This is a genomic window from Leifsonia sp. CL147 (genome assembly GCF_900114565.1).
In the GTDB taxonomy this organism is placed as follows: Bacteria; Actinomycetota; Actinomycetes; order Actinomycetales; family Microbacteriaceae; genus Leifsonia.
Genome location: NZ_FOTM01000022.1, coordinates 1 through 19,970 on the forward strand (window position 1 = coordinate 1; position 19,970 = coordinate 19,970).

At 63.7% G+C, this 19,970-nt stretch carries 15 protein-coding genes and 1 pseudogene; 8 read left to right on the forward strand and 8 right to left on the reverse strand.

The genetic code is table 11. The features are described from left to right. On the reverse strand, nucleotides 1-243 hold a 243-nt coding region (locus BM287_RS15550), incomplete at its 3' end, for a transposase (protein ID WP_170857580.1). A gap of 453 nt (nucleotides 244-696) precedes the next feature. On the opposite strand from BM287_RS15550, the gene BM287_RS15560 reads away from it, so the two are divergent. After that, complete coding sequence (locus BM287_RS15560; protein ID WP_280140966.1) at nucleotides 697-1,563, forward strand: IS3 family transposase; 867 nt, start codon at nucleotides 697-699, stop codon at nucleotides 1,561-1,563. 243 nt (nucleotides 1,564-1,806) lie between these two features. After that, nucleotides 1,807-2,279 (forward strand): annotated as a pseudogene (locus BM287_RS18150) (transposase); the annotation flags it as partial. A gap of 166 nt (nucleotides 2,280-2,445) precedes the next feature. Here the strand turns inward: BM287_RS18150 and BM287_RS15575 are convergent. Then, on the reverse strand, nucleotides 2,446-2,700 hold the full coding sequence (locus BM287_RS15575) for a hexameric tyrosine-coordinated heme protein (protein ID WP_090041279.1): 255 nt from the start codon (nucleotides 2,698-2,700) through the stop codon (nucleotides 2,446-2,448). A 107-nt stretch (nucleotides 2,701-2,807) separates the two neighbouring features. Here BM287_RS15575 and BM287_RS15580 point away from each other — a divergent pair, with 107 nt between their 5' ends. Next, nucleotides 2,808-3,242 (forward strand): MarR family winged helix-turn-helix transcriptional regulator, encoded by a 435-nt coding sequence (locus BM287_RS15580; RefSeq protein ID WP_090041281.1) that lies wholly within the window; start codon nucleotides 2,808-2,810, stop codon nucleotides 3,240-3,242. 58 nt (nucleotides 3,243-3,300) lie between these two features. Here BM287_RS15580 and BM287_RS15585 read toward each other — a convergent pair whose 3' ends face one another. Both BM287_RS15585 and BM287_RS15590 read right to left on the reverse strand, forming a co-directional pair. Further along, on the reverse strand, nucleotides 3,301-5,964 hold the full coding sequence (locus tag BM287_RS15585) for a beta-glucosidase (protein ID WP_090041283.1): 2,664 nt from the start codon (nucleotides 5,962-5,964) through the stop codon (nucleotides 3,301-3,303). Nucleotides 5,965-7,120: 1,156 nt separating this feature from the next. Continuing rightward, nucleotides 7,121-8,155, reverse strand: coding sequence for a LacI family DNA-binding transcriptional regulator (locus BM287_RS15590; RefSeq protein WP_090041285.1), 1,035 nt, complete (start codon nucleotides 8,153-8,155; stop codon nucleotides 7,121-7,123). 203 nt (nucleotides 8,156-8,358) lie between these two features. On the opposite strand from BM287_RS15590, the gene BM287_RS15595 reads away from it, so the two are divergent. The 5 genes from BM287_RS15595 (at nucleotide 8,359) to BM287_RS15615 (ending at nucleotide 15,643) form a co-directional block, all read left to right on the forward strand. Then, entirely contained in the window at nucleotides 8,359-9,657 is a 1,299-nt protein-coding gene (locus tag BM287_RS15595; RefSeq protein WP_090041288.1) for an extracellular solute-binding protein, read from the forward strand. 64 nt (nucleotides 9,658-9,721) lie between these two features. Continuing rightward, nucleotides 9,722-10,567: a carbohydrate ABC transporter permease gene (locus BM287_RS15600; RefSeq protein ID WP_090041423.1), complete on the forward strand. Its 846-nt coding sequence runs from the start codon at nucleotides 9,722-9,724 to the stop codon at nucleotides 10,565-10,567. A gap of 176 nt (nucleotides 10,568-10,743) precedes the next feature. Next, the gene (locus BM287_RS15605; protein WP_348271702.1) at nucleotides 10,744-11,493 is read left to right on the forward strand and encodes a carbohydrate ABC transporter permease; all 750 of its coding nucleotides are present in this window, start codon (nucleotides 10,744-10,746) and stop codon (nucleotides 11,491-11,493) included. Further along, nucleotides 11,493-13,970 carry a glycoside hydrolase family 3 C-terminal domain-containing protein gene (locus BM287_RS15610; RefSeq protein ID WP_090041294.1) on the forward strand — a complete coding sequence of 826 codons (2,478 nt, stop codon included), beginning with the start codon at nucleotides 11,493-11,495 and terminating at the stop codon, nucleotides 13,968-13,970. Before BM287_RS15605 ends, BM287_RS15610 begins: the two co-directional genes overlap by 1 nt. Beyond that, nucleotides 13,967-15,643 (forward strand): glycoside hydrolase family 43 protein, encoded by a 1,677-nt coding sequence (locus BM287_RS15615; protein WP_090041296.1) that lies wholly within the window; start codon nucleotides 13,967-13,969, stop codon nucleotides 15,641-15,643. Before BM287_RS15610 ends, BM287_RS15615 begins: the two co-directional genes overlap by 4 nt. Before the next feature lie 103 nt (nucleotides 15,644-15,746). Here BM287_RS15615 and BM287_RS18155 read toward each other — a convergent pair whose 3' ends face one another. The 4 genes from BM287_RS18155 to BM287_RS15640 form a co-directional block, all read right to left on the reverse strand. Next, a complete protein-coding gene (locus tag BM287_RS18155; RefSeq protein ID WP_090041299.1) occupies nucleotides 15,747-16,052 on the reverse strand; it encodes a substrate-binding domain-containing protein in 306 nt (101 codons plus the stop codon). Between the two features lie 533 nt (nucleotides 16,053-16,585). Next, complete coding sequence (locus BM287_RS15630; protein WP_090041303.1) at nucleotides 16,586-17,962, reverse strand: GH1 family beta-glucosidase; 1,377 nt, start codon at nucleotides 17,960-17,962, stop codon at nucleotides 16,586-16,588. A 12-nt stretch (nucleotides 17,963-17,974) separates the two neighbouring features. Continuing rightward, nucleotides 17,975-19,183 carry a sugar ABC transporter permease gene (locus BM287_RS15635; RefSeq protein ID WP_170857581.1) on the reverse strand — a complete coding sequence of 403 codons (1,209 nt, stop codon included), beginning with the start codon at nucleotides 19,181-19,183 and terminating at the stop codon, nucleotides 17,975-17,977. A gap of 14 nt (nucleotides 19,184-19,197) precedes the next feature. Then, on the reverse strand, nucleotides 19,198-19,968 hold the full coding sequence (locus tag BM287_RS15640) for an ATP-binding cassette domain-containing protein (RefSeq protein WP_244528383.1): 771 nt from the start codon (nucleotides 19,966-19,968) through the stop codon (nucleotides 19,198-19,200). Nucleotides 19,969-19,970 lie beyond the last annotated feature (2 nt).

Consider the following 19,970-nt stretch of genomic DNA (forward strand, 5'->3'; position numbering starts at 1 on the left):
CTTCGGGATCTGAACATCGATCGTGCCAACGCGGGTGTCGAGGTCGCGGTGTCGGTAGCCATTGCGTTGCGCGGTGCGGTCGGGGCTGGGCTTGCCCCATTCCGCGCCGACGACGGCGTCGGCGTCCGCGGAGAGGAGCGCGTTGATCGTGGTCTGCAACAGGCTGCGCATCAGATCCGGCGACGCGTCGGTCAAGGCTTCAGCGAGCACGCTCGCAGGGTCGACAATGTGAAGTGCGGTCATCGTGATGATGCCTTTCGAGTGGAGGTAAGAGACTTCTCGAAGGATCACACGGTGACCGCGCCCACGTCCGAAACGACGAGCCAGCCACCGCGCTACACCACATTACGGGGCACTACTTTGGTCTTTATGGCTAGACGTTTCCCTCGGGAGTTCCGTGTTCGTGCGATCGAGTTAGTTCGGATCAGCGACCGACCCTTGTCCCAGGTCGCCCGCGAGCTCGGCGTCTCCAACAGTGCGCTCTCGAGATGGGTGGCGGAGGATGACTTCGCCAAAGAGCAGGCAGAAAGCCTCTGGGGTGGTCCCGATCTTGGACGCGGATGAGCAGGCGGAACTGGTCCGACTCCGCAGAGAAGTGCGCCGGTTGGAGACGGAGAACGAGATCCTGAAACGCGCGGCGGCGTATTTCGCGAAGGAGAACGTGCTCCCAAAACATCTTTCCGACTGATCGAGCAGCTGACGACTGAGAACCCTCACCGGTTCAAGGTCGCGACGGTCAGCCGGTTGTTGGGGGTCTCCCGCTCCGGCTACTACACCTGGGCCAAGCACCGCATCTCTGCCAGGCGGGCGCGGGATGATGAGATCGCCGCGGTCATCGCCCGGCTCCGATCCGAGAAGGGGGCGTTCTTCCACACCTACGGGTCCCCGCGGATGCACGCCGAACTGCGGATGGGCCACGGGTTTGCCATTGGCCGGAAACGGGTGGAGCGGATCATGCGCGAGCGCGGCTGGGCCGGCGCCGTCAAACGCAAGTTCCGGTTCCGCACCAACCCCGCCACCAGCGAAGACAAGGTCAACCGCAACTTCCACGTTCCCGGCCCGAACCGGCTCTGGCTCGGTGACATCACCGAACACCACACTGCTGAGGGCAAGGTCTACTGCGCCGTCGTCCTGGACGCCTATTCACGGCTGGCGATTGGCTGGTCGATCGGCTCCCGGATGACCGCAGACCTCGTCGTCGACGCGCTGCAGATGGCCCGCTGGCGACGGTTCGGGGTCCGCGGGGCGATCATGCACTCCGACCACGGTTCCCAATACACCTCCTGGGCTTTCACCTCCCGCGTCCACGAAGCCGGCCTAATCGCTTCCATGGGCTCGGTCGGCGACTGCTACGACAACGCGATGATGGAATCGTTCTGGTCTGGCATGCAGATCGAACTGCTCGACAGCCGGCCCTGGCAGTCCAGGCGGGAGCTGGGGACGGCGATGTTCTCCTGGATTGAAGCCTGGTACAACCCCCGCCGCCGGCACTCCTCGCTGGGCTACCACTCCCCGGCGGACTACGAGAAAATCGTCCCAACGACAGTCACCCTGGCTGCCTGAAACGACACATCAAACTGTCCGAGGAACCGGGGGAAGATCATTATCCCCTGTTGGATCTCTACTCTCGTATTTCCTTCTAGCCACCTGTTCCTTGTTGCTCGCAAGGTCATCTCTCCGCTCAAGCAATCCGGCACGATCAGGCCAAGGGTCTGCTGCACGGATAGGTGACATCTTGACCTGCCCCACGGAATAGGTTCCAGTTTGGGTGGCTAACAGGTGGCCTGATCCGGAAGGCTCATCACCATGCCCCGTCCTTATCCGCCGGAATTTCGTGCTCGCGCCGTGGCGCTCGTGCGTGCCGGTAAGCAAGCCAAACAGACCGCGGTCGAGCTTGGTATTCATCCCGTCACATTGTCGAACTGGATCCGCCAGGACGACATCGACAACGGTCGCCGACCCGGAGTCCCGACCTCGGAGTCTGCGGAGCTGCGCGAGGCCCGCCGGCGGATTCGTGATCTCGAGACCGAACTACTCATCGTCCGTCAGGCCGCGAAGTTCCTCGGCGAGGAGCGTCCCCGCCCAAAAGACTCTTCCCGGTGATCGACCGTCTCGCCGACGCCGGGATCCCAATCGACCGCTGCTGCCGCGTCCTCGGCGTTGCCAGGCAGCACTACTACCGGGTCAAGCGGAAGCCGATGACGCAGTCCGAGCTGCGCCGGCAATGGTTGACGGGCCTGATCCGCGAGGTTCACGTCGCGTCCCGCGGCACCTTCGGCCCGGATGATAGCCCAGGCCGAAGCGGAGATGACTGCTCCAGCGATAACGACTGCGCCGACAACATCGACCAAGCTTCCTGCGAATTCGATGACGCGTGGCACTGATTCTGGAGAAGCCATCACGCCTCCAGCTTCCTCGTCGCGCGCGGGGCTCGCCGCCTGCGGGTCATCGCCAGTAGTCGTTCGCCGCGGCGATGGTCTGGAATTCGATTGCGACGATCTGTGCTGCTGCGATCAGGCTGTCCGGGTTTGTGGCGTACACCGGACGGCCGGCCTTGAGGGCATCGAGGTCCGGCTGGATCTGGTGAATGCTGTGGCGCGCGATGGCCACAGCAAGCCTGCGGCCTTCCTCTGGCGTCTCGGTAATCAGGGTGCCGCCGGGAACGCCGGTGAGCTCTTCGGCCGGGAGGGGGTGTGACATGGCGTCTCCTTCAAATTTGGTACGTATCACGCGATCATATCGTGCACGATTAAATAGCGCCACGATGTAAATTCGAGCGCCTGTTAAGCTGCTGGGGGAGGAGCTTGATGCGCAAGGAAGCTGAGCATGCCCGAATCGATGACCAACTGTGCTTTGCGCTGTATTCGGCATCATTGGCGGTGTCCGGTGCATACCGGGCAATGCTGAAGCAGCATGGTCTGACGTACCCGCAGTACCTCGCGATGTTGGCGCTTTGGGAGCGGGATGGCTGTTCTGTGGCGGAGCTGGGGTCGGCGCTTCGTCTCGAATCGTCCACTTTGTCGCCTATGTTGAAACGCCTCGAGGCTCTGACCCTGGTTTCACGCCGTCGTTCACGCGACGACGAGCGAGTGACCCTTCTCACGGTGACGCCGCGTGGCTGGTTGTTGGAGGCTGCCGTCACTCCGGTCCGTGAGGAGATCGAGTCGTCCACGGGGTTGGATGCCGAGGCATTTGCTGCGTTACGTGAGAGCCTTTTCGTGTTGCGCGATCGGTTCGCTTGAGGGGGCGCTGAGGGGCCCGGTCTAGGGGGATGAGCCCCTCAGCGCGTCGCGGAACCACCTATCTGACTTGCATGACGGCCTGGGCTTCGACGTCACGTTCGGACGAGCCGGCGTAGACCTTGACTGGGCCGGTGGGGGTCACCCATGTGTGCGCGGCAGTGTCCCAGTACGACCAGCTCGACGAGTCGAGCGCGATCGTCACCGTTTTGGTCTGCCCGGGTTCAAGCGAAACCCGCTGGAACCCCGCGAGCCGTTTCGCTGGCGTGTCCGCCTTCGTCTGCGGCGAAAGTCCCGTGTAGACCTGCACCACCGTGTCGCCGGCACGGGAACCCGTGTTTGTCACCTGGACCTGCACGGAGCTCGGCTTGCCCGGCGAGGTCGCGACCGTCTGCAGCTTGCCGTAGCGGAAGCTCGTGTACGAGAGACCGTATCCGAACGGGAACAGCGGGGTCTGGTTGTACTTGTCGTAGAACTTGTACCCCATGTAAATCCCTTCGGAGAACTGTGACTGGTACTCGTACGCGCCGCTCGGTGTCACATCGGTCACTACCTTGGTGATCGTGCCGGGGAACTCGTTCGGCTGTGTCGCCTGTCCCTGGGTCGCATCCTTCGGGTACGTCATCACGAGGTGGCCACCCGGGTTGATGTCACCGTAGAGGACGCTTGCGATCGCCGGCCCGAACTGCTGGCCCTGATAGCCCGCCTGGATCACGCCAGCGACGTTGTCCAGCCACGGCATCAGGACAGGCCCCGGGGTGCTCAGAACGACGACCGTGTTCGGATTCGCCTGCGCGACGGCGGAAATCAGGGCATCCTGGTCTCCGCCGAGCGCGAGGGTGCTGCGATCCATGCCCTCGCCGGAGCCTTGACCTACGAACACCACCGGAACATCCACGGTCTTCGCGAGGGCGACGGCGGCAGCGATCTTCGACTGGGATGGCGGCTGCCACCCCATCTTGAACGCAGGTCCGAACAAGCTCTCGCCTACCGAGTAGTCCGCCTCGATCGACACCGGGTGGCCGGCCTGGAGTTGGACGTTGCCAGTGTAGACGTAAGGTTGACCGCCCAGGAAGACCTGAGCCTCGTCGACTCCCTGGGTGACCAGTTTGCCGTCGATGTACAGCCGCCCGGTTCCCTGGGGATTCAGCGAGAAGTCGAATCGTCCGGATTCCGTCGGCGTGATCGTCCCGGTGTACTTCACCGACCACTGGTTCCCGAGGTTCGCAACGGGTGAGCCGGTGAAGTCGAAGGTTGTCTCGTTGCGGACGGCCGCCGGTGTTCCGGTCCAGTCGTGATTCGGGTAGTAGGTGGCGGTCAAGCCGTTCCCGGTTCCGGAACTCGGAGTGAGTACGTTGGCCGGGATCGGCGGGAGAGGGCTATCGCCTACCGTGCCCTGGCTGAAGCTCACGGGTGATCCATTAGCTCGGGCGGTAATCGCCTGCAGGGCGGTCGTGGTGGGGCCGTTCGGCAGTACGAAGTCGGAACCGCCTTCGATCGTGACGGCATCGCCTTGGGCGCGGCCGATCACTCCGATGGACTGGCCCTGCTTGAGGGGGAGGATCGACGCGCTCTTCTTGCCTCCGTCGTTCTTCAGCAGCACAGTCCCGTCCTGGGCGATAGTTTTGGCCAGCGCGACGTGTTCGGGTGTGCTCACATCATCTTGGGCTGCGCCGACCGGGTGGTCGAACAGGCCTGAAGCGAAGTAGCTGTAGAGCGTGCGGCGGAGCATGTCGTCCAGTCGTGCTGCGGAAACGCGACCGCTGGTGAAGTCGTCTCTTGTCAGGGCCGGCGGGACTCCGGGAGGCGGGTCGCCCGTGACGTCCACGCCCGCGTTGACTGCGGTGAGGGCGTCATGGTAGGCGCCGACGAAGTCCGGGACGATGTTCCCCTGGAATCCCCATTCGTTCTTGGGGACGGAGAGGATGGCCGAGTTGTCACAGGTGTTCGTGCCGTTGATCTTCTGGTACGAGCACATGATGGTCGTAGCGCCGCCATTCTGGATGGCCTGCCGGAACGGTTCCATGTAGAGCTCGCGCAGAGTGCGCTCGTCGATCACGTCGTTGTAAGACGGGTTCCCCGGTCCGCTGAGGACGGCAGGGGAGCCGAATCGGCCGGTTTCCTGCAGGTTGCCGACGTAGTGTTTGAGCACCGTGGTGATGTTTTGGCTTTGCGCTCCTTCGACCATGTTGGTCGTGATCTGTCCGGCGAGTTCCGGGTCCTCCCCGGGGTTGCCGGCGAGCCGACCGGAGAGGGGGTTCCTGGCAAGGTCGAGCCCAGGGCCGAGCCAGCCGTTGTATCCCTTCCCTCGAAGCTCTTGAGCGACCGCTTGACCGTAGGTCTTGGCCAGGGTCGGATCGAAGGAGGCGGCGAGTGTCTGCTCTGCGGGGAATTGGGTGACGCCGATTGTATAGAAGACCCCATTGGGGCTGTCGTGCGGGCGCGGGTCTGGAATCCCGTATTGCGCTGCGAACGATGGCCGTGCGCTGTCGGGCGGCGGGTACGGGTACTGCAACCACAGCGCGAAATCGATCTTCTGATCAAAGGTGAGTGCGCCGAGCAGGAGGTCGGCCCGTTGGGACGGCGTCTTGGAGGTGTCGAACCAGGGGTACGGCGGGTTGGCGGCGATGGCTGGCTGAGCGGCGACCGTCAGAGCGGTGGCCGCTGTCAACCCGATCGCCAAACCGAGGGCGACGCGCTTTGGTCGCCTGGTCAAGAGTTTCATGCGAGTCTCATTTCATGCGGGGGGTGGCATGTGCGGGGAGGCCGAGCGTTGCTCGGCTTGCGTGGTCCGGCCTCGATCATGGGATCGAGGTGCCGTGACCCCTGCGGTGGTCCACGCTCTTTCGAGGCGAAACCTGTATCGATCTGGTGAGACGGGAAAGAGCGCGATGGCATGACGAACTCCAGCGTTTGGGCGCGTTCGGACTCCTCAAGGGAGTACGGATGGACATGCACGCGTGACGCAGACGCTGCAGCGGAAGGTCGGGTGTCTGCTTCTGATCGTGCGGTGATCGAAGCAGCCCGGTCTTACTTACGAGGGCAGGTATGGAGTTGCCGTCGACGGCGCTTGCCGCTGAGGGTGTCGGATAGTGAGGTCATCGGGTCCTCCTCGGTCAATCTGACGCTCTCCGCTTCAGAGGCTTTCGAAAGATTTCGGCGTTGTGCCCGTTTTGAGCTGCTAGAGAGTAGTGGGGCCCTCGAACGGGTGTCAAGCCTCCGATCCGTTTCGGTGGAAATAGGAACCGCTCGCCCACCGGTGCGGTGAGCGGGCGATTCAGTATCGGGAGCCACGCTTCGGCCTCAGCGAAGAGTCACGCTGTCGGTTGCCCGAATATCCGCGTCGGAAGCTCCGACGCCGACGATGAAGGTGACCTCGCTGCCGGCGACTTTACCTGTTGGTGACGTTGAATATCACGTGGATGTTCCGTCATCGGCACTGTTGGCCGCGTTCGTGTGCAACTTGTCGATGCTGAACCACGAGTAGGACGCATCCAAGGAGCGGTTCGGCAGTCGGCGAGGCATTGGGCGGATAACGTGGTGATGTCCGTCCCCGCTTACGGTTGCCACTGCTCTGTGGCCCCAGCGACGGCTGTCGGAGCGAACGCGGTCCCGAAACTGCAGTCGTGCTGAACGCTGCGATGACTGCAAGGCGGCCGTGTCTCGGCCGACCTCGTTCAATCGATTTCATTCATGTTCTCCCTTGAACTGCTCCGGCCAGTGCACAGAGACGTGAAAGGGCCTCATAGCGCACCCCACGGCTCGCCGGAAAGATTGCTTTTGGTCCACTCTGCGAGATTCGAAAGAATTTCGAATCGGACCGTCATTCGGGCGCGAGACGGCAAGGACTCAGTCGCCCGATGTCAAGAGGTTCAGAACCGCTACCTCGCGATGGGCCTGCGGATCTGGGTGCGAGGCGCAGTCGAGTTCCGCACCACCAGAGAGGTCGACAATTGCACATGCTGCGAGTCAAGAGTTTCGTGCCCTTGTAGTTGAAGGATGACTCGCAGCGCCATGCGACCCATGGTTTCCAGCGGTTGCCTGACCGTCGTCAGTTGCGGTGATGACCATCGGGCGACCCGGGTGTCGTCGAAGCCGACGACACTCAACTGATCGGGCACGGTGAGGCCCCGAGAACGTGCCGCTTCGATCACGCCGAGTGCGATAGTGTCCGAGCCGGCGAAGATCGCGGTCGGTGGGTCGGGGAGAGCGAGCTGGACCAGCGCAAGGTCACGTCCTGATTCGTAGGTGAACAGGCCGAAAGATGTGATCAACGGGTCGACATCAAGGCCGGCGTTCTCCAAGGCTGCCCGGAAACCGTGGTAGCGCTCCTGATTGGAACCGGATCCTCGCGGGCCGCCGATGAACCCGATTCTCTCGTGGCCGAGATCGATAAGGTGCCGGCCTGCTTCCAAGCCGCCGGCCCAGTTGGTAGCGCCGACACTGGCGACATCGGGGCGGCCGAGGTTGATCGGGTCGACGACCACCAATGGCACGGAAGCGCGCGCGAGGGCGCGAAGGTGCTCACTGGTCATTTGCGAGGTGACGACGATGATGCCTGTGCGGCCTTTCGCGCGCACTTCCCGCCCCCAGGCCACGTCATTGCCGTTGTCCTTCGGAATGATCCTGACGACGACGTCCACTCCGGCCTCGGCGCCGGCGTGGACGATTCCTTCCATGACTTGAGTCGAGTAGGGATTGTCCAAACTGTCGAAGACGACGTCCACCACCGGATCCTCGGTGTTGACCCGGAACGTTGTCGGCGCATAGTCGAGGACCTTCGCCGTCTCCATCACTCTCTGGCGGGTCTCCTCGGAGACGTCGGGCCTGCGGTTCATGACCTTCGACACGGTGCCGACAGAGACGCCCGCCTGCTTGGCGATCTCATTGAGCGTGACCCTCTGCGTTGTCCTCATCGACGACTCTCCTGATCGTTCTATGGCGACTCGCTGTCGCAATAGTTTCGTTGGTGCAGCATCGATGCTAGCCGCAAATCCAAATAGTTGTTGACTCCGGCCCTCATTTCGCCTATCTTGTGGGCGCCAAAATTGCGGATCGTTTCGAAATTATTTCGCACCGGCGGCCAATGGTGTCAAATCACACAGAAAAGGATGAAGCGATGAAGCTCACATCGAAACGGGGCCGCGCAGTCGTGGCAGTCGTGATCGCTGCGGCACTGAGCCTGACCGCATGCTCGACCGGTGGATCCAGCGGATCCAAGACCGCGTCGGCTTGGGCGCTCACCGGCGGCGACGAGCAGACGTTCCGCAGCTCGTTCACCGAGTGGAACAAGGCCAACCCAGACCAGAAGATCGACTCCCAGTTCTTCGCCAACGATGCCTATAAGGAGAAGATCCGTTCGGCGGTCGGGTCGGGCAACGCGCCGGCTCTGATCTATTCCTGGGCCGGTGGGACGCTGGCGGATTACGTCAAGAACAAGAACGTGGTCGACATCACCGAGCAATCGAAGGATCTGACCTCGCGTCTCATTCCCTCGGTCGCGGCGAACGGCGTCATCGGCGGCAAGACGTACGCTGTTCCGAATAACTCGATGCAGTCGGTCGTCCTTTGGTACAACAAGGGGCTGTTCAAGCAGGAGGGCGTGGAGCCGCCGAAGACGTGGGACGACCTGATGAAGCTCGTCGACACCTTCAACGGGAAGGGCATCGCTCCGTTCTCGATGGCGGGTGCGAGCAAGTGGCCGGAGCTGATGTGGCTCGAATACCTCGCCGACCGGATCGGTGGCCCGGAGGCCTTCAAGGCCGTTCTCGACGGAAAGAAGAATGCTTGGTCGAACCCGGCATTCAAGCAGTCCCTCGAGAAGATCCAGCAGCTGGTGAAGGCCAATGGATTCATCAAGGGTTACGAGTCGATCACCGCGGACGCGAATGCGGATATCGCTGCCTTCTACACCGGCAAGGCGGCGATGATTCTGCAGGGTTCGTGGGTCTACCCGAACTTCAAGAACAATGCGAAGGACTTCTTCGCAGCGGGCAACGTCGGCTATGTCACCTTCCCGGCAGTCTCCGGTGGCAAGGGCGACCCGGCGAACATCGTCGGCAACCCGGCCAACTTCTGGTCCGTGTCTTCCTCCTCGAGCGCGGACGCGCAGAAGTCGGCGGAGTCCTACCTGAACAAGGCAGTGCTTGACGACACCTACGTGGACACGCTGTTGAAGGGCGGGGCCGTCCCTCCGATCACGGGAATCGAAAGCAAGATCGCGAAGCTCGACGACGCCGACTACCTCGGCTGGGTCTACAAGCGAGCAGTCGACGCGCCCAGCTTCCAGCTCTCGTGGGACCAGGCACTTCCAGCTGCACAGGGCCAGGCGCTTCTGACCAACCTCGACCAGGTGTTCCTCGGGCAGATGACGCCCCAGGGGTTCGTGGACGCCATGAACACGACGCTGGGATCTTGAGCTCGTGACTACCGCAACACTCGGGACCGGTGCGGCTCGCCGCCGCACCGGTTCCACCCTCATCATGGCTTTGCCCGCTCTTGTGCTGTTCAGCCTGTTCGGGATCGTTCCGCTCGTCGGCGTGATCTTTCTCAGCCTCACGTCTTGGGACGGCCTCGGCACGCCGCAATGGATCGGCTTCGGCAATTGGCCGAAGGCGTTTTCCGACCCGCTCACGTGGAACGCGATCTGGCTGACCCTCGTGGTCATGGTTTCCAGCTGGATCTTCCAGACCCCGATCGCTCTGCTGCTCGGCGTCTTCACCGCAGGTCAGCAGAAGTACCGGACATTCCTGTCCGTGCTCTACTTCGTGCCGCTGCTGCTCTCTTCGGCCGCGATCGCTATCGCATTCAAGGCGCTCCTGGATCCGACCTTCGGGCTGGGATCCATCAAAGGACTCGGAATCCTGTCGCAGAACTGGCTCGGCGACCCCACCCTGGCTCTGATCACCGTGATCTTCGTCATCGGCTGGCAGTTCATCCCGTTTCACACGCTGCTATACGCGGCGGGGGTGCGACAGATCCCGGCCACGATGTATGAAGCTTCAATGCTCGACGGTGCCGGACGGATCAAGCAGTTCTGGTACATTACGCTGCCTCAGTTGAAATACACCGTGATCACCTCGACCACACTGATTCTGATCGGGTCGCTAACGTACTTCGACCTGATCTTCGTCCTCACCCAGGGCGGCCCCGGAACCGCGACGCGGGTGCTCGCTCTCGACATGTACCTGACCGGGTTCCGCTCGTACAACATGGGCGTGGCGAGCGTGATCGCCGTCATCCTCGCAGTGGTGGGTGTCGCGCTGGCGCTGCTCCTCACCCGCCTCAGCGGTTCCAACCGTATGACCAGCCAGAGAGAGGGTGCATGATGGCAACCTCCACCTCCACCTCCACCTCCACCTCCACTTCCAAGTCCGTCGCTGAGCCCGCGCGGCGAGCGGACAGCGCGCGTCCGCTGCCCCGCCGGAAGGGGCGTGGGCGCGAGCGCCCCAACATCCCGGGCGGTTTGGGCGGTTTCGTGTGGCTCATCGTGATCATCGCACCGGTGTACTACATCATCGTCACAAGCTTGAAGACGCAAGCCGATGTCTACGCGGACGGGCCGCTCGCGTTGCCCGCCAAGCCGACCTTGGACAACTACGTCCTGGTCTTGCAGAACGACTTCTTCCAGTATTTCCTCAACAGCGTGATCGTTACTCTTGTGGCCACGGCGCTGGCGCTCGCCGTCTCCGTCCTGGCCGCCTACCCCATCGTGCGCAGCAGAGGATCGTTCGCGCGCGGGACGATGTCGATCTACCTGCTCGGTCTGGCGATCCCGCTTCAGGCAACCATCATCCCCGTGTACCTTCTGATCACGAAGATGGGACTCTACGACACGTTGTGGGCGATCATCTTGCCCGCGGCCGCGTTCGCGATTCCGATCAGCGTGCTCATCATCGTGAACTTCATGCGGGATATTCCGGCGGAGCTCTTCGAATCAATGCGCATGGACGGCGCCGGTGACTGGCGAATCCTCCGATCGTTGGTGCTGCCGCTGGTGCAGCCGGCATTGGTGACGGTCGGGATCTACAACGCGCTCGGTGTTTGGAACGGGTTCCTCTTCCCGCTGATCCTCACGCAGAGCCCGCAGAACCGTGTTCTGCCGCTTTCGCTGTGGACTTTCCAGGGCCAGTTCTCGGTCAACGTCCCCGCGATTCTCGCTGCCGTCGTGCTTTCCGCGTTGCCGATGCTTGCCGCTTACATCTTCGGGCGCCGGTATCTGGTCGCCGGCCTCACCGCGGGATTCGGAAAGTGATGGAGGTCACGACGGAGTACGTGGAGGGCAGCTGGCGCAATCCGGCGTTGCGTGCCAAGCAGCGTGCGGAAGACCTTCTTGCAGTGCTGTCGCGTGAGGAGAAGGTCAGCGCAGCATGCGGGGATCTCTCCGGGCTGGCGCGGTATGGGGTTCCGGTATTGATGTCGAAGGACGGACCGAACGGGCTGTCCTTGCCTGGGACGACTGCCTTCCCGTCCGGGTACTCGCTCGCGTCGACGTTCAACCCCGAACTGGCTCATGAGTTCGGGGAGGCGATCGGTGCCGAGTTGCGAGGCAAAGCCCGCGCGGTGTGGCTGGGCCCCGCCGTCGACATCACCCGCTCGCCCTATGCGGGGCGGCAAACGGAGTCCTTCGGTGAAGATCCCGTTCTAGCCGGCTCGATGGGTCGCGCAGCGGTTCTCGGTGCGAAGGCGACCCACACCATTCAGTCGGTCAAGCATTTCGTGGTGAACAACCAGGAGAGCGAGCGCATCGGCTACCGCGACGGCGCAGGCGGCCGCACGGCTGCTATCGATGTCCACGTCGATGATCGAGCTCTCCGAGAGATCTATGTCGCTCCCTTCGTGGAACTCACGCGTGACGGTGGCGCCGACTCCGTGATGGCGTCGTACAACCGTTTCAACGGGACGCCCGCGTGCGAGAACAAGCCGCTGATCGACATCATCAAGTCGAGCTGGGACGGCGTTGTGACCCCCGATTTCATGTGGGCCGTGCGAGACCAGGTCGCGGCGACGGTCGCCGGGATCGACATCCCCCAGTTCGATCAGGGCAACGGCGGACGCACACCCGCTGTCTTCGACGACAACCATGTCACCGATGAGCGCCTCGACGACAGCGTCCGCCGAATCCTGACCATGGTCTTCAACTCCGGTCTCTTCGACCACCCCCTACCAGCTGATGCCGCCGAAGTCGTCACCAGCGATGCGCACCGAGGACTGGCCACGAGGATCGCGTCCGAAGGCATGGTGCTGCTGAAGAATGACGGCGTCCTCCCGATCAGCCCAAGCCGCTCCCCGCGAATCGCGCTCATCGGACCGAACGGGACGGACGCGGTGTATACAGTCGGCGGCTCGGCGGCGGTCGACGTCCCCGCCACCGCCCTGAGCACTCCGGCGGCTGCGATCGCCCGTCGGATCGGAAGCGCGTCCCTGACCCTCCGCCAGGGAACCACCGGGGACCGAATGAGCACCAACAAGATCCCGCTTGCCCAAACCGCGGTAGACGCGAGTGCACCGGGATGGGCGGCGGAGTATTGGGCGACGCTCGAACCTGCTGGGCCACCTGTGATGCAACGGATCGAGCCCGATCTGTTCGCAGACGGGCGCCCCGACGGGATCGCCGACGACTTCTCCGCCCGCTGGACGACCACGATCACGCCCTCCGAAAGCGGGACCCACTACTTCACGCTGCCGCTCAGCGGCCGAGTCCGAGTGACGATCGACGGCGTCGAGGTCGCGCACGACGGCCGGGAAGAGGTCGTCTTCCTCGCCGGCCCTGAACTGCCCATCATCGCCAGCCATGAGCTCATCGCAGGCGTACCCGTTTCCGTTGTCATCGAGTACTCGACAGATGCGGCCGGATTCCACACGCCGTCGATCGCGCTCGGGTGGGTCAGACCCAGCGACTCGCTCATCGCCGCTGCCGCCCGGGCGGCAGCAGAGGCCGATATCGCGGTCGTGACCGTCAACGTCGTCGCCTCGGAGGGCATGGACAGAACGAGCCTCGCCCTCCCGCTCGACCAGGACAGGCTGATCGATGCTGTGGCCGCCGCGAACCGGAACACCGTCGTCGTCGTCAACGCTGGCGGCGCAATTCTGATGCCCTGGCTCGATCGGGTCGCAGCTGTCGTGGTGGCCTGGTATCCCGGCGAAATGTTCGGGGAGGCCATCGCCGATGTCCTCTTCGGGGCGGTCACGAGTCTCGGGCGGCTCCCGGTCACCTTCCCGCTCACCGAAGCCCACGGGCTCGTAGCTGTGCGGGCGCCGGAAGAGGCCGTCGGCCGATTGGTCTACAGCGAGAGCGGCGACGTCGGCTACCGCTGGTACGAACGCTCCAGAACACAGCCTCAGTTCGACTTCGGTCACGGCCTCGAATACACCACATTCGACTACGACGACGTTCAGATAACGAGCGCGGCGGACGGCGGTGCGAGAGTCGAACTGACCATTCGCAACACCGGCGATCGGGTCGGTACCGCCGCACCACAGGTCTACGCCGGCCCCGCCGCCGACGCGCCCCACTCGGAACCGTACGTCCTCGTCGGTTTCGATCGGGTCACGCTCGACCCGGGCCAAGAGCGAAGAGTGCAGATCCAGGTCCGCGGCGATCGGCTCCGCCGTTGGACGGACAAGGGGTGGTCGCGCCCGGATAACGCGAGGCACTACCGCGTCGGCGAATCGCATACCGACACACGTTTGACCGCAGAGCTGCGACAAGAAGGGGTAACCGCAGGATGAGCACAGTCGATGAGGTGAATCTCCGACGCGACGAAGAACTGGTCGGCCCTGGGGCCGTGCGTGTCGCCAATCCGATCCTCCGAGGATTCAACCCCGACCCGTCCATCGCGCGACGCGGCAGCAATTACTACATCGCGACGTCCACCTTCGAGTGGTTCCCTGCCGTTCAGATCCACCGCTCGGTCAACCTGGCGGACTGGGAATTGGCTGGTCATGTCATCACGGACGAGCGCATCGACCTGCGCGGGGTCCCCGCGTCGGGAGGCGTCTGGGCGCCTTGCCTCAGTGTCGACCCGCAGACGGGTCGCTTCTATCTCGTGTTCTCGATCATGAAGAGTCAGGTGGCAGAGGCCTTCGACGTTGACAACTACGTCGTCTGGGCCGATGACATCGAAGGACCCTGGTCACAGCCTTTGTATCTCACCAGCGTCGGTTTCGACGCGTCACTTTTCCACGATGGAGATGGCAGTAAATGGGTTGTGACCTTGGAATGGGAGACGCGGGACGGCAGAGAGCATCCGGGCTGGATCGTCATCCAATCTTTCGACCCCGCGACGGGTCACGTCGGCGAACCCATCCGTATCAGCCACGGCAGCTCAGATCGCGGCGCCGCCGAGGGTCCGCATCTGTACAAGCGGGACGGTCTCTACTACCTCATGACCGCCGAAGGCGGCACGGGCTTCGGGCACGGAGTCTGCCTCGCCCGGTCTGCTCAGATCGAGGGACCGTATCAAGCTGACCCGCAGAACCCGATCATCACCAGCTGGCCGCGACCGTACTTCGGTCGCAACAACAGAGCGTACCTTCGCGAGGAGTACTTCAACCCCGCCACCGGCCTGCAGAAGGCCGGGCACGGGAGTCTGGTGGACACGCCGGATGGGCGTTGGTACGTCGCACATCTGTCGGCGAGAACTCTCCCTGGAACCCAGCTCTCCGTCCTCGGACGGGAGACCTCTGTGCAGAACGTGGAATGGAATACCGACGGCTGGCTTCGCCTGAGCGACGGATCGAATCTTGCGAAGGACGAGTTCGTCACCGTCGGACGCAGACAGGATGCAACTCAACGGGTGGTCTCGACGGACTTCGCTGCAGGCCTCGACAACCGGTTCGCAACCTTGCGCGGGCCGGCTGCGCCGGGATGGTTGCGCACGGGACTCGGCGGGCTGGAGCTGGTGGGCAGGGACTCGCTTTTCTCCGTGTTCGACGTGTCGCTCGTAGCGACTCGCCTAGAGGAATTCGACGCCGATGCGATGACCACACTGGTCTTCGATCCGGTCCACTTCTCGCAGTCGGCCGGGCTGGTCATTTACTACGACAACAAGAATTTCGTGTATGCGCGCGTGACCTGGGACGAGGCATATCGCAGCCGTACGATCGGCGTCACTGTAGCCCGCGGCGGACAGAAGATTGAATTGCCGCTGGCCGAGCGGCCGATCGATGATTACGGGCCTGTCGGACTGCGAGCTCAGCTGCGACACGGACGTGTCCAGTTTGCCTTCTCGTCTGACGACGAGGCGTGGCAGGAGCTTTCCGAGGTCGATATCTCCCACCTCTCTGATGAGCGTGCTGGAGGCTTCACGGGCACGTTCGTCGGACTTGCTGCGACGGACGGCGTCGGCAAGAAGCAATCCGCTGTCTTCCGCGAGTTCTCCCTGGTTCACCTTCCCGGCTGACGGACTCAGCGAAGGCGAGCCTTCGACGTGGTCCCGCGCATATCGAGGTGCGTCGCCACCTCGACCCTCGCTGCCGCCACGGGCCGGCCGGACGCCAAGTCGATCAGTCGGTCGATCGCGTGCGCCACCATGCCACCGACTGGAACGTGGACGCGGGTGAGTGCGGGTGGCACTCTTGGGCGAGGCGTGAGCCGTCGAATCCGACCACGCTGAGGTCTTCCGGAACACGCAATCCCCTCCCGCGCGCTGCCGTGATAACCGCCATTGCGACAATGTCGCTGCCCGCCACGATGGCGGTCAGTCCGGGATCTGAGATCAGACGATCGGCCTCTGGGAGAGCGCGCTCGAAGGAATCCGGGATGCAGCCGGCGACGATCACTGTGGCACGAGTTCCCGCGCCCGTTGTCACGCCAGACGCACGAGCAGGTGCGGTTTCGAATCGTCATCTCCGCCGAGGTAGGCGACTCTGGTGTGACCAAGGTCAAGGAGGTGGTGAGCCGCGTCGTACCCGCCGCGCCAGTTCGTCGCGCCGATTCTCTGCACCTCAGGACCGACGATTCCTGTAGGGTCGACCAGGACTCGCGCGATGGCCACGCCTTCAAGAAGGCGTCCCCGCGCTAGGGAGTCCGCATTTGCGAGTTCGACCACCCCCAGCCGCCCTGCCCGGCCGGCCTGTTCACCCCACGCGATTTCGTCTGCGCTGTCCGGGGGCGTGGGCGTTCGTGGGAGCAAGAAAGCGTCCTAGCGTTCGCATGCGTCGAGGGCAGCCTTCAGCACATCCCACTCATGCGGGGCTCGGCGCGATTCCATTATCAACTCGATGGCGCGCAGAGAGGGACCTCTCTTGAGGCCGGCTCGGATGGGGAGGTGCAGCAACGGTCCGGCGTTGCTCGGTCATCTGTCGTCCGCGGCTGTCCGATCGCTCAGCGTCGTGAGGTGACGTCAGGACGCCGCCACCTGCGCCTGGTCGCGCCGTGCCCCTTCGAGGAAGTCGGCGTACCAGAGGGCGCTGTCCTTCGGAATCCGCCGCTGAGTCGCATAGTCGACGTAGTACATTCCGTAACGGTGTCCGTAGCCCCACTGCCATTCGAAGTTATCCATGAAGGACCAGGGGTAGAAACCGACGAGACGCACTCCCGCCTTCATCACGGAGGCGGCTGCTGCGATGTGTTCCTGGAAGAACACGATGCGCTCAGCGTCGCGGATGCGATCCTCCGGGTCGACGTAGTCGGTCAGGGCCACCCCGGTCTCGGTGACGATCAGGGGCAGGGGGGTGTACTCGCGCGACACTCGCTTGAGGACTTCCTCGAGCCCGCGCGGGTTGATGGCTGTGCCCGTGAGTGTCTGCCGCTTCGCCGCCAGCTTCCTCGAACCGCGCTGCGGATCAGCGGGGTCCGCCACAACCGTGTGCCGCTCGTAGTAGTTGATACCGAAGAAGTCGATCGGGCCGCTGATCAGGTCGAGATCTCCGTCTTCGACGAAATCGAACCCGGTCACTCCGCGGTAGAACGATGCGGCGTCTTCCGGGTACCGGCCGCGAAAGATCGGATCGAGGAAGAGGCGATTCTCGACGAGATCGACGCGCGCGGCCGCTGCCCTGTCGGCTTTGGAGATCGATCCGGGAATCACGGAGGTCAGATTGAGCGTGATGCCCGCCTGTCCGGCGATGTCGGCAGCTCGAAGTGCCTCAAGGCCGCGCCCGTGGGCTAGCAGGAGGTGGTGGGCGGCTCGTACCGCCGACGCTTCGTCTTGAATGCCGGGTGCGTGCACTCCCTGGAGGTGGCCGACGAAGGCTGAACAGTACGGCTCGTTGAGTGTGAGCCATCGCGGGACACGGTCGCCGAGTCGCTCCGCGACGGCCGAGGTGAAGTCGGCGAAACGTTCCGCCGTCTCGCGGTTCAACCAGCCGCCTTTGTCCTGAAGGGCTTGGGGCAGGTCCCAATGGTAGAGGGTGACCAGCGGCGAGATGTTGCGCTCGAGCAGACGATCGGTGATGCGTTCGTAGAAGTCGAGCCCGGCCTTGTTGATGCGGCCGTCGCCGGCAGGATCCACGCGTGTCCATGCGATGGAGTAGCGGTACGAGTTCACTCCGAGGTCGCTGAGGAGCTCGATGTCCTCCGGCCAGCGGTTGTAGTGATCGCACGCGATATCGCCTGTGTCCCCGCGGAGGACGATTCCACGTTCGTGGGTGAAGCGGTCCCAGATGGATTCGCCCTTGCCGTCAGCGCGCGGTGATCCTTCGATCTGGTACGCCGCCGTGGCAGTGCCCCAGAGGAATTCCGGCGGGAACTGCGATGCATACATGATCTCTTCCGTCATTTCTCTCCTTGCTCAGCGTCCGCCGCGCGCAGCGGAGCGTCGGCGGCTGATCGCGTCGACGGAGACCGCCAACGCGAGAATGATTCCTGTGGTGATGCTTTGGATGGCCGCGGGCTGCCCGAGCAGGTCCAGGCCGTTCTCCACGCTCCCCACGACCAGCGCACCAATCAGAGCGTGATAGATCTTTCCGCGGCCTCCGAACAGGGATGTGCCACCGATGACGGCTGCGGCGATCGCGTTCAGCTGCAACGTTCCGCCACCGAGAGCGCTGGATGCCGAGAACTCGCGCGAAGCCTCGACGATTCCGGCGCCGGCAGCGATCACGGCGATCGTGACGAAGACCGAGATCGTGACGAGAGGCACGCGAATGCCAGCCCGACGAGCAGCCTCCCGATTGCCTCCGATGGCGTACACATGCCGGCCGAACGGCGTCATCGTCATCACGAAGCTCATGATCGCGACCAGACCGATCAGGAGAACCAGGACCACCGGAATACCGAAGTAGCCGTTGAGCAACCAGGTTGCCACCAGGACCAAGACTGAAGCCGCCGCGATGATCGCCGTCTCGCTTCCCGCGGAACGCACCGTCAGCCCACCGCGAACGCGCGACGCACGGGAGGCAAGCCTCCAGCCGACCATCACCGCGATCCCGGCCACAGCGAGTGTCCACCCGGCGATCGGGCTCAGGTAAGTGGAGGCGATCGCCTTCAGGAACGGGTCGGTCAAAGCGATCTGCCCATTGGAACCCACGATGATCAGCTGGACGCCCTGCCAGACCAAGAGCCCAGCGAGAGTCGCGATGAAGGACGGGATGCCGATCCCGGTGATCGCCGCGGACTGGATCAGCCCGATGACGGCGCCCACCGCGATCGCCGCCAGAATGGCGACCCACGCCGGAGCGCCGAAGTTCGTCGACGTCAGCGCGAGCACTCCCGCGCTGACGCCGGCGATGGCGCCGACAGAGAGATCGATCTCCCCCAGGATGAGAACCATGACCATCCCGACGGAGATCGTTCCGAGCACCGCCGTCTGAAGGGTCAGGTTCGAGAGATTCCTCGGAGAGAGGAAATTCTCGTTGAGGACCTGGAACGTGCCCCACACCAGCGCGAGGCCGATGAACACCGCATAGGGCGCGATGTCGCGAGGGAACGGGATGCGGGACTTCAGGCCGGCATGTTCGCCTGAAATGCCGTACGCCTTTCCGGCGCGGGCGGTAGCCATATCAATGCCTTTCGTCATCGGATCGTGTCGCTTCCCGTGATGGCTGCGACGACCTGGTCCGGTGTGTTCGATTGAGGTGTGAACTCGCCGGCATTGCGGCCCAGGCGGAGCACGACGATTCTGTCGGCCGTCGCGAAGGCGTCGGCCATGTTGTGCGTGACCACGATCACGCCCAGCCCGCGGTCGCGCATCTTGGCGACCAGCTCGTACACCATGCGCGTCTGTGCGACCCCGAGTGCGGCTGTCGGCTCGTCGAGCAGGACGACCTTGGACCCCCAGAGCGCGGCCCGGGCGACCGCGATCGCCTGGCGTTGACCGCCGGAGAGAGCGGAGACCGGCTTCTGGAGGTTGGGGACGGTGGAGGCGAGTTCGGAGATCACCTTGGCTGCTTCTCGCTCCATGCGAACCCGGTCCAGGAACGGGATCCGGCGCACCCGGAGCTCACGTCCGAGGTACAGGTTCGCGGTGACGTCGAGGTTGTCGCAGAGCGCGAGGTCCTGGTAGACAGTCTCGATTCCGAGGCGGGCCGCGTCGGTCGGGCTCGCCATCTCGACGCGCTCGCCGTCGAGGAGGATCTCGCCCGAGGTGATCTGATGGACGCCGGCGATGGCCTTGAGCAGTGTCGACTTACCGGCCCCGTTGTCGCCGACGAGGGCGACGACTTCGCCGGCCCCGACGGTGATGTCGACGCCGCTGAGCGCCGAGACGTGGCCGTAGGCCTTGCTGACGTTGCGCAGCTCCAGGAGGGGTGGAGCGCCGGCGGCTGCGTCTCGCCGGCGCTCCACGT